Origin of the sequence: Caulobacter henricii (assembly GCF_001414055.1) — a bacterium.
In the GTDB taxonomy this organism is placed as follows: Bacteria; Pseudomonadota; Alphaproteobacteria; order Caulobacterales; family Caulobacteraceae; genus Caulobacter; species Caulobacter henricii.
In genome coordinates this window covers 2,464,919-2,479,520 of the sequence record NZ_CP013002.1, presented here as the reverse complement: position 1 = coordinate 2,479,520, position 14,602 = coordinate 2,464,919, and the positions used below count along the sequence as shown (strand labels likewise).

9 protein-coding genes are annotated in these 14,602 nt (G+C 66.4%); 8 read left to right on the top strand and 1 reads right to left on the bottom strand.

The annotated features are described in order from the left end of the window. Nucleotides 1-2: 2 nt before the first annotated feature. The 8 genes from AQ619_RS11600 (at nucleotide 3) to pyk (ending at nucleotide 13,411) form a co-directional block, all read left to right on the top strand. Nucleotides 3-2,873, top strand: coding sequence for a tetratricopeptide repeat protein (locus AQ619_RS11600; protein ID WP_062147554.1), 2,871 nt, complete (start codon nucleotides 3-5; stop codon nucleotides 2,871-2,873). Nucleotides 2,874-3,115: 242 nt separating this feature from the next. Further along, complete coding sequence (zwf, locus tag AQ619_RS11595; RefSeq protein ID WP_062147551.1) at nucleotides 3,116-4,570, top strand: glucose-6-phosphate dehydrogenase; 1,455 nt, start codon at nucleotides 3,116-3,118, stop codon at nucleotides 4,568-4,570. Between the two features lie 2 nt (nucleotides 4,571-4,572). Beyond that, nucleotides 4,573-5,265 (top strand): 6-phosphogluconolactonase, encoded by a 693-nt coding sequence (gene pgl, locus AQ619_RS11590; protein WP_062151615.1) that lies wholly within the window; start codon nucleotides 4,573-4,575, stop codon nucleotides 5,263-5,265. Between the two features lie 5 nt (nucleotides 5,266-5,270). Then, the gene (gene edd, locus AQ619_RS11585) at nucleotides 5,271-7,082 is read left to right on the top strand and encodes a phosphogluconate dehydratase (protein WP_062147548.1); all 1,812 of its coding nucleotides are present in this window, start codon (nucleotides 5,271-5,273) and stop codon (nucleotides 7,080-7,082) included. Between the two features lie 13 nt (nucleotides 7,083-7,095). Beyond that, complete coding sequence (gene glk / locus AQ619_RS11580; RefSeq protein ID WP_062147545.1) at nucleotides 7,096-8,085, top strand: glucokinase; 990 nt, start codon at nucleotides 7,096-7,098, stop codon at nucleotides 8,083-8,085. Nucleotides 8,086-8,185: 100 nt separating this feature from the next. Continuing rightward, entirely contained in the window at nucleotides 8,186-9,208 is a 1,023-nt protein-coding gene (locus tag AQ619_RS11575; protein WP_062147542.1) for a LacI family DNA-binding transcriptional regulator, read from the top strand. 272 nt (nucleotides 9,209-9,480) lie between these two features. Next, nucleotides 9,481-11,943: a glycoside hydrolase family 3 protein gene (locus AQ619_RS11570; RefSeq protein WP_062147539.1), complete on the top strand. Its 2,463-nt coding sequence runs from the start codon at nucleotides 9,481-9,483 to the stop codon at nucleotides 11,941-11,943. Nucleotides 11,944-11,980: 37 nt separating this feature from the next. Then, complete coding sequence (gene pyk / locus AQ619_RS11565; RefSeq protein ID WP_062147537.1) at nucleotides 11,981-13,411, top strand: pyruvate kinase; 1,431 nt, start codon at nucleotides 11,981-11,983, stop codon at nucleotides 13,409-13,411. A gap of 56 nt (nucleotides 13,412-13,467) precedes the next feature. On the opposite strand, the gene AQ619_RS11560 is transcribed toward pyk, so the two are convergent. After that, nucleotides 13,468-14,601 (bottom strand): acyl-CoA dehydrogenase family protein, encoded by a 1,134-nt coding sequence (locus tag AQ619_RS11560; RefSeq protein WP_062147533.1) that lies wholly within the window; start codon nucleotides 14,599-14,601, stop codon nucleotides 13,468-13,470. Between the last annotated feature and the right edge of the window lies 1 nt (nucleotide 14,602).

Genomic DNA, 14,602 nt, shown 5'->3' with positions numbered 1-14,602 from the left:
CGATGAGTCTTCGCGCGATCCTGCGGACTGGCGTCGCGGCGGCCTGCATCGTCAGCGTGGCGGCACCGTCGGTCTATGCCGCCGGTCCCGTCGCGGCTGCGCGGGGATCGCTTGACGTCCGCGTTGCCCAGGCCGCCGAGTTTAGCCGGCTCGAGTTCCATTGGGCGGGCGGGGCACGCATGACCTCCAGGCGTGAAGGTCAGGTCCTGACCTTCCGCTTCAATCGCGATGCCAATCCCGATCTTTCGACCCTGAGACTGAACCCGCCGCGCTGGATCAAGTCGGCCGAGGCGCGGCGCGCGGGTGGGGCGCTGGAGATCATCGTCACCCTGGCGGATGACGCTGATGCCCGGATCGGCAACGCCGACGGTGCCGATTTCGTCAACATCTTCGCCCGTGCGGGGGCCACGGCCGAGGCCGCCCCTGCGCCGGTCCCTGTCGCACCGGTTGGTCGCCCCAATCCTATGCCGCCTGGCGGTGTGGTCAGGGCCGGATTCGAGAAGGCCGAGGGGCAGGCTCGCCTGGTCTTCAACTGGGCGGCTCCGGCCGGTGCCGCCGTTTTCCGACGCGGGGACGCGGTTTGGGTGGTGTTCGACACCCCGGCCCGCCTGGACCTCTCCAAGATTCCGGCCAGCGGACCGCATTTCAGCAAGGTTCAGGTCTTCAAGGGGGCTGACTACAGCGCCCTACGGATCTCGACCCCGGTCGGCACGCCCTACTATGCCGAAGGCCAGGGCGGGCTTTGGACCATCAGCCTGGGTGCCGGCTCCCAGGCCACCCCTGATCCCGTCCGCGTGGCCCGGGATGAGACCGTCACGCCGGCGACTTTGACGGCCGCCCTGGCGGGCGTCACCAAGGCGGTCTGGGTCAATGATCCGGCGGTTGGCGATCGCCTGCTGGTCGCTCCAGCCCTGGCCCCCTCCAAGGGACTGCCGTCGCGTCGCGAATATGTCGAGATGGCGATGTTGCCCTCGGCCCAGGGCCTGGCGGCAGAGACCTATGCCAGCGACCTGATGGTATCGGTCGATGGCGACCTGCTGCGCATCGGGCGGCCCAAGGGGCTGGTCCTGTCGCCGCTGTCCGCCGCCAGGGCCCCGGAAATCGCCGCTGCCGGCGCACCTCAGCCCATGGCCATGCCGGCCCTGGTTGATCTGGACAACTGGCCAAAGACAGGTTCGGGCGGCTTCCTGGCCCGTTACAATGCGCTTCAGGGAGCCATTTCCGCCGTCGGCGAAAGCGAGGACAAAAGCGGCGATATCGGTGCCCGCATGGCCCTGGCGCGTTTTCTCGTCGGCTCGGGCATGGCCTATGAAGCGATCGGCGTGCTCAATGCCGCCGCGCGCAAGCACCAGACCCTGATGGGCGATGCCGAGTTCCGCGGTCTTCGCGGCGTGGCGCGGGTCATGGCCAACCGTCTGACGGAGGCCGAGACCGATTTCGCCTCGCCGGTCCTGGCCGATGACGCCTCCAGCGCCCAGTGGCGTGGCTATATCGCCGCCCAGCAGGGCGAGTGGTCTGATGCTCGCCAGAAGTTCGCGTTCGGCGGCCGGGCGCTCGAGCTGTTCCCGGCCTTGTGGCGCGCGCGTTTCCTCCATGCCCAGGCCGAAGCCGCGCTCGGCGTCGGCGACCTGGTCGGTGCCCAGCGTCTGATCACCAATGCCCTGGCCCAGCCCAAGGTGCCAGTTGAGGACCAGCTCGAAATCCGTCTGACCCAGGCGCGCATTTTCGAGGCCAAGGGCGAGAAGACCCGGGCCCTGCGCATGTTCCAGGCCATTGCCAAGGCACCGATTGATCGGATCGCGGCACCGGCCATTCTCCACGCCACCCAGATCCGCCTCGCCAAGGGCCAGATTGACGCCGGCGCGGCGGCCGCTGAACTCAATCAGTTGCGCTTCCGCTGGCGTGGCGACGGCGTTGAGCTCGAGACCATTCGCGGCCTCGGAAAGCTGTTCATCGATCAGGGTCGCTATCGCGAGGCGCTGGAGGTCCTGCACTCCGCCGGCAACAACCAGCCCGATCATCCCGAAGCCATCGCGCTGCGCAACGACCTGAATACGGCCTTCCGGGCGCTGTTTCTCGATGGCCTGGCGGATGGCATGCAGCCCATCCAGGCCGTGGGCCTGTTCTACGATTTCCAGGACCTCACGCCGCTCGGCGCTGATGGCGACCAGATGGTGCGCAATCTGGTCCGCCGTCTTGTCGACGTCGATCTGCTCGATGAAGCCGGCAAGCTGCTGAAATACCAGGTCGACAACCGCCTGGATGGTGTGCCGAAAGCCCAGGTGGCCACCGATCTGGCCTGGATCTTCCTGATGAACAAGCAGCCCGAGAGCGCTCTGCAGGCCATCAATGAAAGCCGCACCACCATCCTGCCGCCGGCCCTGAACGCCGAGCGGCGAATGGCCACCGCAAGGGCCTATATGGGCCTGGGGCGTTATGATGCGGCGCTCGAACTGGTCGAGACCGACAACAGCCGCGACTCCCAGGACATCCGTGCCGAAATCGCCTGGAAGCAGCGCACCTGGCCTGCCGCCGCCAGCCTCTATGAAAAATCGCTCGGTGATCGCTGGAAGGGGCAGGGCGCCTTGTCGGCTGGCGAAGAGGCGCGCCTGCTCCGGGCGAGTGTCGCCTATAGCCTCGCGGACGATGACGGCGCACTTGGGCGGTTGCGGCAACGCTATTCGGGCTTCGTCGAGGGGGCCCGCAATCCGGATGGCCTGCGGGTCGCGCTTTCAGGCATGAACGTTGAGTCGCTGTCGAGTGCCGACTTCGGACGGGTCACAGCCGACAATGAAGCCTTTGGCGGCTGGGTGGCCAAGATGAAGGACCGCTTCCGGGCGGCACGCCCGGCCGGCTCTCCCGCGCGCGGCTAGGCCGCACAGATTTTCCGCATGACCCGGCATTTCAGATCCGGCGCGCAACGCGTGTGCTCGGTGCCGGGCCCTTGCGCGACAAACAACCCGTAAAACTGGATTGGTCTTATGGCGAGCGGCGTGCGTTTGGCCTAGTTAGAGCGCCGCCCGACTTCCCGGGCGGAACGTTGATCGACCCGACTTGCCAAGTGCGAGTAGTCATGTCATGACAACGTTGTCATAGGGTGGAAGATCTAGTGAATATGACCAACGACGGCGAAAATGGCCGTGAGGTTCTGGTGCTGCTGGGCGGCGCCGGGGATCTGGCGCTGCGAATGCTGCTGCCTTCGCTTTATTTCCTGGAGGTTGACCGCCTCCTGCCGCACGATTTGAGGATCATCGGCGTCGCGCGCGGCGAGGGTGACGGCGCCAGCTATAAGGCCCTGGTGCGGGAGCAGCTGGGCAAGCGCGCCACGGTCGAGGAGGCGGCCTGGAGTCGCCTGGCGGCCCGCCTGGACTACCTTTCCGTCGACATCACCAAGGACGAGGGTGCGGCGCAACTGGCCGGACTGATCGGAGAGCATGGCTCGCTGGTCGTCTATTTCGCCCTGTCGCCTAGCCTCTATGGTCCGGTCTGCAATGCCCTGCAGTCCGCCGGCCTGACGGGACCCAAGTCCCGCCTGGTGCTTGAGAAGCCGATCGGTCGCGACCTGGAAAGCTCGCGCAAGACCAATGCGGCCGTGGGTGCCGTGGTCGGCGAAGAGCAGATCTTCCGCATTGATCACTATCTGGGCAAGGAAACCGTCCAGAATCTCACGGCGCTGCGGTTCGCCAATGTGCTGTTCGAGCCGCTCTGGGACCGCAACACCATAGACCACGTCCAGATCACCATCGCCGAGACCGAGAAGGTCGGCGACCGTTGGCCCTATTATGATGAGTACGGGGCTCTGCGGGACATGGTGCAGAACCACATGCTGCAGCTCCTATGCCTGGTCGCGATGGAGGCCCCGTCGGGCTTTGATCCAGACGCCGTCCGCGACGAGAAGGTCAAGGTTCTGCGCAGCCTGCGGCCGTTCAACAAGGACACCGTGGCCCATGACACCGTGCGTGGTCAGTATGTGGCCGGCGTTGTCGAGGGTGGGGCCCGCGAGGGCTATCTGCAGGAAGTCGGCAAGACGACCCGTACCGAGACCTTCGTGGCCATGAAGGTGGCGATCGACAACTGGCGCTGGGACGGGGTGCCCTTCTTCCTGCGTACCGGCAAGAACCTGCCTGACCGCCGGACCCAGATCGTCGTTCAGTTCAAGCCGTTGCCACACAATATCTTCGGCCAGGCCACCGATGGCGACCTGGTTTCCAACCGGCTGGTCATCGACCTGCAGCCGGATGAAAACATCATCCTGACCCTGATGAACAAGCGTCCGGGGCTTTCGGAAGAGGGCATGCGCCTGCAATCCCTGCCCCTGTCCCTGTCGTTTGGTCAGAGCGGCGGGCGCCGGCGAATTGCCTATGAGAAGCTGTTCCTGGATGTGTTCCGCGGCGACCGCACCCTGTTCGTGCGTCGCGACGAGGTCGAACAGGCCTGGAAGTTCATCGACGGCGTTTCGGCGGCCTGGGCCCTGGCCAATATCGAGCCGGCTCCCTATGCCGCCGGCACCTGGGGGCCGCAATCGTCGAACGGGCTGATCTCGCCCGGCGGCCGGTCGTGGAAGGCCTGATCATGACGCAGCCGAAGATCGAAGTCTTCCCGTCGCGGGACGCGCTTTATGACGGTGCCGCCTCGGTGCTGGCATCAGCCTTGACCACCGGCGTTGCCCAGCGTGGCCAGGCCGGTTTCGCCGCCACCGGCGGCACCACGCCGGCCCCGGTCTATGATCGCCTGTCGCAACTGACCGTGCCCTGGGACAAGGTGATCGTGACACTCAGTGACGACCGCTTCGTGCCGCCGTCCCATCCTGGCAGCAACGAGGGTCTGGTTCGTCGCCACCTGTTGGTCGGCCAAGCGGCCCAGGCCGGGTTTGCGCCGCTCTATTTCGAAGGCGTGACACAGGAAGAGTCGGCCCTGAAGGCCGAGGCGGGCGTCGCGTCGGCCTCGCCGTTTGGGGCCGTGTTGCTGGGCGTCGGTGCAGACGGCCATTTTGCCTCGCTGTTTCCGGGATCGCCGGTCCTGGCCCAGGGGCTGGACCCGGACTCGGAGCGCCTGGTTCTAGCTGCCCCGGCCGGATCACCCGCCCCGGATATTCCACGCCTCAGCCTGACCTTCGCAGCCCTGACCCGGACGGATCTGATCGTCCTGCTGGTGACCGGCGCGGCCAAACGGGCTGTTCTGGAAGGGCCAATTGATCCGGCCCTGCCTGTGGCATCCATCCTCAAGCAGGACCGCGCCAGGGTCCGCATTCTGTGGGCGGAGTAATCGAGATGAGCCTCAATCCCGTTATTGCTCGGGTCACCGACCGGATCATCGCGCGCAGCCGGGACAGTCGTTCCGCCTATCTGGCCCATATGGATGCGGCAATCGCCAGCAATCCGGGACGGGCCAAGCTGTCCTGCGCCAACTGGGCCCATGCCTTCGCCGCCTCGCCGAGCGTCGACAAGGTGCGAGCCCTGGATCCGAATGCGCCCAATATTGGCATCGTCTCGGCCTATAACGACATGCTCTCGGCCCACCAGCCGCTTGAAGCCTATCCGGCCCTGATCAAGGAGGCCGCACGCGAGGCAGGTGCCACCGCCCAGTTCGCCGGTGGCGTGCCGGCCATGTGCGACGGCGTCACCCAGGGGCGTCCGGGCATGGAGCTGTCGCTGTTCTCGCGCGACGTGATCGCCATGGCCACCGCCGTCGCCCTGACCCACGATGCCTTCGACTCGGCGCTCTATCTGGGCGTCTGCGACAAGATCGTGCCGGGCCTGGTGATCGGGGCCCTGACCTTCAGCCACCTGCCGGCGCTGTTCGTGCCGGCCGGGCCAATGACCTCTGGCCTTCCCAACAACGAGAAGGCCCGCATCCGCGCCCTCTATGCCGAGGGCAAGGTCGGGCGCGATGAATTGCTGGCCGCCGAGAGCGCCAGCTACCACGGTCCGGGTACCTGCACCTTCTATGGCACAGCCAACACCAACCAGATGCTGATGGAGCTGATGGGCTTCCATCTGCCCGGTTCGGCCTTCGTCCACCCCAATACCCCTCTGCGCGAGGCCCTGGTCAAGGAAGCCGCACGCCGCGCAGCAGCCGTGACCGCCAAGGGCAATGAGTACATTCCGGTCGGCCGGATGATCGACGAGAAGTCGGTCGTCAATGGTGTGGTCGGCCTGATGGCCACCGGCGGCTCGACCAATCTGGCTCTGCATCTGGTGGCCATGGCCCATGCCGCCGGGGTGATCCTGACCCTTGAGGACCTGGACGAGATCTCGCGAGCCACGCCGCTGCTGGCCCGCGTCTATCCCAACGGCTCGGCCGATGTGAACCACTTCCAGGCCGCCGGCGGCATGGCCTTTGTGATCCGCGAACTGCTGAAGGCGGGCCTGGCGCATGAAGACGTCCTGACCATCGCCGGGCCGGGCCTGTCGCGCTACACCCAGGAGCCTGCCCTGGTTGACGGCCAGCTGACCTGGCGCGACGGCGCGGCAGAGTCTCTGGATACCGCCATCGTCCGTCCCGTTTCCGACGCCTTCAGCCCCGAGGGCGGGCTGCGGATGCTGGGCGGCAATATCGGTCGCGGCGTCATGAAAATTTCGGCCGTGAAGGCCGAGCATCACGCCATCACAGCGCCCGCTGCCGTGTTCCAGGAGCAGGAAGACTTCATCGCCGCCTTCAAGCGTGGCGAGCTCGATCGCGACGTCGTGGTCGTGATGCGCTTCCAGGGTCCGGCCGCCAACGGCATGCCGGAACTGCATAACCTGTCGCCGTCGATTTCGGTCCTGCTGGACCGGGGCTTCAAGGTGGCCCTGGTGACGGACGGTCGGATGTCGGGCGCGTCCGGCAAGACCCCGGCGGCGATCCACGTGACCCCGGAGGCCGCCAAGGGCGGTCTGCTGGCCTATGTCCAGGACGGCGATCTGATTACGGTCGACGCGACGAATGGCGATCTGAAAGTGCTGGTGGACGAGGCGACTCTGCGCGCCCGGACCCCAGCGAATGTCCCGGCGTCCAAGCCGGGCTTTGGGCGGGAAATGTTCGGCTGGATGCGTGCGGGAGTCGGCCCTGCCGACCACGGCGCCTCCGTGCTGTTTGCTTGAGGAAGTGGTCTGGATGAACGGCTTGAAGGACGGCGGGCTTGGCCTGGTCGGCGACATCGGCGGAACCAATGCGCGTTTCGCCCTGGTGGAATTCGACGGGCCGGATCCTCGCCTGATCGAACCGACGGCCTATAAGGGCGAGGACTATGCGACGGCCGAAGAGGCCATCGAGGACTATCTGCACAAGGTCGGGGTCAAGCATCCTGATCAGGCCGTGGTCGCCGTGGCGGGGCCCATCGAGCACGGCACGGTCCATATGACCAATCTGGACTGGCGGATCTCGGAAGACAGTCTGCGCCGGGCAGGGGGCTTTCGAAAAGCGACCCTGATCAATGACTTCACGGCCCAGGCCCTGGCTGCGCCGCGCCTGTCGCCCAAGGATCTGCGCCAGATCGGTCACTTGCCGACCTCTGGCGAAGGGGATCTGGCGATCCTCGGCCCCGGCACAGGGTTTGGCGTCGCTGGCATGGCCCGCCGCCATGGGGTCGATACGCCCCTGACCACCGAAGGCGGCCACATCGCCTTCGCGCCGACCGACGAGATTGAAATCGAGATCCTGCGGGCCCTGACCAAGCAGTTCGGCCGGGTGTCGATCGAGCGCATCCTGTCGGGCCCCGGCATGGAAGACCTGCATACGATCCTGGCGGCGGCCGAGGGCCGCAAGGTCACGGCACTACCGGCCAAGCAGATCAGCGAGCGGGCTCTGGAAGGCTGCGCCGACAGTCTGGCCACCGTGAACCGGTTCTGCGCCATTCTCGGGTCGACTGCGGGGGATCTGGCCCTGGCCTTGGGGGCCCGCGGAGGTGTCTTCATCGCCGGCGGCATCGGGGCCAAGATCGTCGAATTGCTCGAGACCGGCCCGTTCCGCGCCCGTTTCGAGGCCAAGGGCCGGTTTGTCGACTACATGAAAGCCATACCGACCCATGTGGTCATGCATCCCTATACCGCCCTGATCGGGGCGGCCGTGGCCCTGACGCCGGAAGGACACGCCTCAATCTCCTAGCTCATGGGTGCACTTACGCGCGCGGAGGGGCTCGCCATGACAAGGCTGTCATGGCTTATTGCCAGCCAAGCTGAATGAATCAGCGTTGCGAGGGGCGGACTTGAGCTCGAAGATCACGATCCACGATGTCGCCCGGCAGTCGGGCGTGTCGATCAAGACCGTCTCGCGCGTCCTCAATCGCGAACCGAACGTCAAGGCCGATACCCGTGACCGGGTGCAGGCCGCCGTTGCGGCCCTGCACTATCGCCCCAATGTTTCGGCCCGCAGCCTCGCCGGGTCGAAGGCCTATCTCATCGGCGTGTTCTTCGACAATCCGAGCCCGGGCTACATCACCGATGTCCAACTGGGAGCCATCGCGCGCTGCCGGGAGGAGGGCTACCACCTCATTGTCGAGCCGCTCGATTCCACGGCCGACGATGTTGAGGAGCAGGTTGCGCCAATGCTCGCCACCTTGCGGATGGACGGCGTCATTCTGACCGCGCCGGTTTGCGATCATCCGGTGGTCCTGGCCGCGCTTGAGCGAGAGCAGGTCCCCTATGTCCGGATTTCGCCGGGCAGTGATCTGGACCGCTCGGCCCGGGTGGGCATGGACGACCGCCTGGCCGCCTATGAGATGACCCGGCACCTCATCGCCCTGGGCCACCGCGATATCGGATTCATCGTCGGCCATCCGGACCATGGGGCCTCGCATCTGCGACATGAGGGCTTCCTGGCGGCGATGGCCGACAGCGGCCTCTCGGTGCGACCCGATCGGGTTGCGCAGGGCTATTTCTCATTCCGCTCCGGCTTCGAGGCGGCAGAGCAACTGCTGACCTCGGATGATCGTCCCACGGCGGTGTTTGCCAGCAATGACGACATGGCGCTTGGCGTCATGGCGGTCGCCAACCGTCTGCGCCTGAATGTGCCCGAAACCCTGTCCGTCGCCGGCTTTGACGATACCCCTGGAGCCAAGGTCGTCTGGCCTCAACTGACCACGGTTCGTCAGCCTATCGCTGCCATGGCGGGTGCTGCGGCCGACATGCTGCTGAAGGGCGTGGCCTGGGAGGATGGCGAGTCGCCACCGTCCAAACTCCTGGATTTCGAGCTGATCGTCCGCGAGTCCACCGGACCAGCACCTCAGTAGGCCACCGGACCGATTCAGCAGGAAACGGACCTTGACAGCGCTGTCTGATTGCGTTGTCATTCAGGCAATCAAGAACGCTGCCCCCAAGCGGCGTCTGGAGGAGACACTGGTCTCGCAGCTCAATTTGCCGGCCCGCGCGCACCGTCGTTCGGGGTCTCCGCTCGGGGATGCACCGGACCCAGCTTCCCGTTGCGGCGCACCTGCGCGCAGCCTCGGGCCTTTTCTGTTTGCCGACGCCTAGGGTGCCGGCTCCGAACGACACGGGAAGTTTCATGTCCTTTAGCCACCGCACCGCCCAGGCTTCGGTTCTTGCCCTGCTGATGGCAGGTAGTCTTGGTCAGGCGGCCTTCGCCCAGGCCGGATCAGCAGTCGCAAATCCCGAACTCTGGCCCAAGGCGGCGAGCCCCAGGTCGATCACCGACGACCGGACCGAGGCCTTCATCACCGACCTGATGTCGCGCATGAGCCTCGAAGAAAAGGTGGGGCAGACCATCATGGCTGACGGCTCGGCCATCTCGCCGGAGGACCTTCGCAAGTATCCCCTCGGGTCGGTGGAGGCCGGTGGCAATACCGCCCCGGACGGCAATGACCGTGCCACGCCGGCGCGCTGGCTGGAATGGATCAGGGCCTATCGCGCCGTCGCCCTGGAAACGGGTGAGGGCAAGACCACGATCCCGATCATCTTCGGCATCGACGCCGTGCATGGTCACAACAACATCGTCGGCGCGACGGTATTCCCGCACAATGTCGGCCTCGGTGCCGCGCGCGACCCGGACCTGATCCGCCGGATCGGTGAGGTCACGGCCGCCGAGGTCGCCGCGACCGGCGCCGACTGGACGTTCGGGCCCACGGTGGCCGTGCCGCGCGACGAGCGCTGGGGGCGAGCCTATGAGGGCTATGCCGAGGACCCTGAGGTGGTGAAGGCCTATGCGGGTCCCATGACCCTGGGCCTGCAGGGTGTTCTTAAATCCGGGCAAGCCCTTGCCACGAACCATGTGGTCGGCTCGGCCAAGCACTTCGTTGCCGACGGCGGCACCGAGGGTGGCAAGGACCAGGGCGACGCCCTGATCTCCGAGCAGGACCTGATCCGGCTGCATGCCCAGGGCTATCCGCCCGCCATCGACGCCGGGATCATGACCGTGATGGTCTCGTTCTCCAGCTGGAACGGGGTCAAGCATTCCGGCAACAAGAGCCTGCAGACCGGCGTCCTGAAGGAGCGCATGGGCTTCGAAGGCTTCATCGTCGGTGACTGGAACGCCCACGGACAGGTCGAGGGCTGCACCAATACCAACTGCCCTCAGGCCTATATCGCCGGGATGGACATGGTCATGGCCCCCGACAGCTGGAAGGGCCTGTTCGACAACACCCTGGCCCAGGTGAGGGACGGCACGATCCCGATGGCCCGGATTGACGACGCCGTGCGCCGTGTGCTGCGGGTCAAGGTCAAGGCGGGCCTGTTCGATGGCAAGCGTCCCCTGGAAGGCAAGTTCGAACTGCTGGGTGCGCCCGAGCATAGGGCTGTCGCGAGAGAAGCTGTTCGCAAGTCCCTGGTGCTGCTGAAGAACCAGGGTGTTCTGCCGATCAAGAGCGCCGCCAGGGTGCTGGTCGCCGGGGACGGTGCCGACGACATTGGCAAGCAGTCCGGCGGCTGGACCCTGACCTGGCAGGGCACAGGCAACAAGAACAGCGACTTTCCGGGCGGACAGTCGATCTATGCCGGTATTGCCGAGGCGGTAAAGGCGGGCGGTGGCCAGGCTGAGCTGGCCCCGGACGGTGCGTTCAAGACCCGGCCCGATGTGGCCGTGGTGGTGTTCGGCGAGAACCCCTATGCCGAGTTCCAGGGCGATGTGACCAATCTGGAATATCAGCCCGGCGACAAGAGGGACCTTGCGCTGATCAAGTCGCTCAAGGCCCAGGGCATTCCTGTGGTCGCCGTGTTCCTGACCGGTCGTCCGCTCTGGACCAATCCCGAGATCAATGCCTCTGACGCCTTTGTCGCCGCCTGGCTTCCGGGCAGCGAGGGCGGCGGGGTCGCGGATGTCCTGATCGGCAACAAGGCGGGCAAGCCGCGCCATGACTTCAAGGGCAAGCTGTCCTTCTCCTGGCCCAAGCGGGCCAATCAGGTGCCGCTCAATCGCGGTGATGCCGGCTATGATCCGCAGTTCGCTTATGGCTACGGCCTGAGCTACGCCAAGCCGGGCAAGGTTGCGACGTTGTCGGAAGATCCCGGCGTGGTGTCGGCGGCGATCAATGTCGACCGCTATTTCATTGCCGGCCGCGCACCAGCGCCCTGGACCCTGAACATCGGCGGAGCCCTGGCGGTAAAGCCGATCGACGCCGGTGCCCAGGAAAATGCGCGTCTCGCCGAATGGAGCGGGGAGGGCAATGGTTCGCTCCAGGTCATGGGCCAGCCCGTGGACCTGTCGCGCCAGACCACCGGCGACATGGCCGTGTCGATCCGCTACCGGGTGGATGTCGCGCCGGAGAAACCGGTTTCCCTGGCGATCGCCTGTGGCGAATCCTGCGGCGCGGCGCTAGACGTAACGTCAACCTTCTCCAGCGGGAAAATTGGCGAATGGCGTACGGCCAAGATCAAACTTTCCTGTTTCAAGGCAAAGGGGGCGGACATGGAGCATGTTTCCTCCCCGTTTGCCCTGTCGACGACGGGACGGTTCGCCCTGGCCTTCACCGAAATCCGCCTGGCCTCCAACGAGGGCGACGCCGTCTGCCCCTGACCTCAGCACCCCATGCTTTCCTAGAAGGAGCGGCCGCATGATCCGCGCGCGTCGTTCCCGTATCGTCGCCACCATCGGCCCGGCATCCAGTTCGCCGGAGATGATCGTCACCCTGGCCAAGGCCGGGGCTGACGTCTTCCGCCTGAACTTCAGCCACGGCGCACATGAGACCCATGCTGCGGTCTATGCCGCCATCCGGGCCGCCGAGCCGATCGTCGGCCGGCCGCTCGGTATTCTGGCTGACCTGCAGGGGCCAAAGCTGCGCGTCGGCAAGTTTGCCAATGGGCCGGTTCAGTTGAAGGCTGGCCAGGCCTTCCGCTTTGACGACGATCCGACCCCGGGCGACGAGACCCGCGTGCACCTGCCGCACCCGGAGATCCTGGTCGCGATGCGCCCGGGAGCCACCCTGCTGCTGGACGACGGCAAGCTGCGGATGACCGTGACTGATGCGGGCCCTGGCTATGCCAACACCACCGTGGTCAACGGCGGCAAGCTGTCGGAACGCAAGGGCGTTGCCGTGCCCGATGTGGTCATCCCGATGTCGCCGCTGACGCCCAAGGATCGCGAGGACCTGGCCTTCGCCCTGCGTCTTGGCGTCGACTGGGTCGCCCTGTCCTTCGTGCAGGCCCCCGAGGACATGGCCGAGTTGCGCCGGATCGTCGAAGGTCGTGCCGCAGTTCTGGCCAAGATCGAGAAGCCACAGGCGCTGGAATGCCTCGGCGCGATCATGGACCTCTGCGACGGTGTAATGGTCGCCCGTGGTGATCTCGGCGTCGAGATGGCCCCGGAAGAGGTGCCTGTCGCCCAGAAGACCATCCTGCGGGCGGCGCGTGAGCGCGGCATCCCGGTGATCGTCGCGACTCAGATGCTGGAATCCATGACCAGCTCACCGACCCCGACACGGGCCGAGGCCTCCGACGTGGCCAATGCCGTCTATGAAGGCGCGGACGCGGTCATGCTGTCGGCCGAGTCCGCAGCGGGCGAATATCCCGAGGAATCGGTGGCCATGATGAACCGCATCATCGAGCGGGTTGAGCGCGATCCGCGCTGGCCGGAGTTGATGCAGGCCGAGCAGTCGCATGACGACGATGACGCCGACGTGCTGGTGGTCGCTGCGGCGGGCGCTGCCAAGGCCGGTTCGACCAAGTGTCTTGTGGCCTTCACCACCACGGGCGCGACGGCCCGTCGACTGGCGCGCGAGCGCCCTCTGCAGCCGGTGCTGGCCCTGTCGCCCAGGATCGAGGCCGTGCGCCGCATGACCCTGGTCTGGGGTGTAGAGCCCCGGGTGAGCGCCCAGCCGGACAGCCTCGAGGTGGTCACGACCGATGCCGCCAGCCGGGCGCTGGAACTGGGCCTGGTGTCCCCCGGCGAGCGCCTGCTGATCGTTGCCGGCACGCCGTTCGGCGCGCCGGGCGCCGCCAATCTGCTGCGCCTGGCCCATGCGCCGCTGCCGGTCCGCAAGCGCTAGGCCTTAAACCTTGTGAGCCAGGCCCACCGCCCGATAGGGACGGTGGGCCTGGCAGATCAGAAGCCTTGCAGGCGCGCGTAGCGATCCCGGTGGAAGGCCGCGCCGCCAAACAGGGCTTCCGCGACCCGGGCGCGCTTCATGTAGAGGCCGGAATCATGGGCGTCGGTCATGCCGATGCCACCGTGCATCTGGACCATTTCATTGGATGCCAGGTGCAGGACCTCACTGGCCTTGGCCTTGGCGAGGGAGGCGAGGGCGCGGCTGTCGCCACCGGCGTCCAGGGCTTCGAGGGCCGCCTCGACGCAGGACCGTGTGGTTTCCAGATCGGTGAACAGCTTGGCCGCCCGATGTTGCAGGGCCTGGAACGTACCGATCACTTGGCCGAACTGGGTGCGGGTCTTCAGATAGTCCAGGGTGATGTCGAAGGCCGCGCTGGCCGTGCCCAGCATCTCTGCCGCCAGTCCCGCATAGGCGCGGTCCAGGGTCGGCTCGAGCACAGTCCAGCCCTTGTCGACCTCACCCAGCACGGCGTCCGAGCCAATCGAGACGTCCGTGAAGGTGATCTGGGCGGCACCGCGCGAGTCGGCCAGGGCCAGATGGGTGCGCGTGACGCCGGCCGTGTCACCGGGGACCAGGAACAGGGTCAGGCCGTCGGTGTCGCCGGGCTTGCCGCTGGTGCGGGCGACGACGATCAACAGGTCGGCTGCGTCCCCGTCGATGACAAAGGTCTTGGAGCCATTGAGCTTGAAGCCGGCGCCGGCCTTGACCGCCGCCAGGGCGGTTCGTGCCGGCGCATGGTGCGAGCCCTCATCGACCGCCAGGGTGGCGACGGCTTCGCCAAGGGCAATCTTGTCCAGCCAGGCCGTCTTCTGGGCGTCTGTCCCGGCCAGGCCAAGGGCTGAGGCGGCGATCAGGGCGGTGGAGAGCAGGGGAGACGCCACGAGGTTGCGGCCGGTCTCTTCCAGCACCAGGCCCAGGCCCAGATAGCCGAAGGCCGAGCCATTGTGCTCTTCGGCCACGACCACGCCGGCCCAGCCCATCTGGCCCATCTCGGCCCAGGCGGTGGGGTCGAAGCTCTGGCCCGACTTGCTGTCGCGCAGCTTGCGCAAAGCCCCGACGGGGGCGCTGTCAGTGGTCCAGCCCTTGGCCGCGTCGCGCAGCATGGTCTGTTCTTCGGTCAGGACGGCCATG

What these genes read in the sequence shown, in the direction of transcription:
- AQ619_RS11570 (WP_062147539.1), top strand. Translation starts at nt 9,481, where the DNA reads ATGTCCTTTAGCCACCGCACCGCCCAGGCTTCGGTTCTTGCCCTGCTG.
- AQ619_RS11560 (WP_062147533.1), bottom strand. Translation starts at nt 14,601, where the DNA reads ATGGCCGTCCTGACCGAAGAACAGACCATGCTGCGCGACGCGGCCAAG.
- glk (WP_062147545.1), top strand. Translation starts at nt 7,096, where the DNA reads ATGAACGGCTTGAAGGACGGCGGGCTTGGCCTGGTCGGCGACATCGGC.
- zwf (WP_062147551.1), top strand. Translation starts at nt 3,116, where the DNA reads ATGACCAACGACGGCGAAAATGGCCGTGAGGTTCTGGTGCTGCTGGGC.
- edd (WP_062147548.1), top strand. Translation starts at nt 5,271, where the DNA reads ATGAGCCTCAATCCCGTTATTGCTCGGGTCACCGACCGGATCATCGCG.
- pgl (WP_062151615.1), top strand. Translation starts at nt 4,573, where the DNA reads ATGACGCAGCCGAAGATCGAAGTCTTCCCGTCGCGGGACGCGCTTTAT.
- AQ619_RS11600 (WP_062147554.1), top strand. Translation starts at nt 3, where the DNA reads ATGAGTCTTCGCGCGATCCTGCGGACTGGCGTCGCGGCGGCCTGCATC.
- pyk (WP_062147537.1), top strand. Translation starts at nt 11,981, where the DNA reads ATGATCCGCGCGCGTCGTTCCCGTATCGTCGCCACCATCGGCCCGGCA.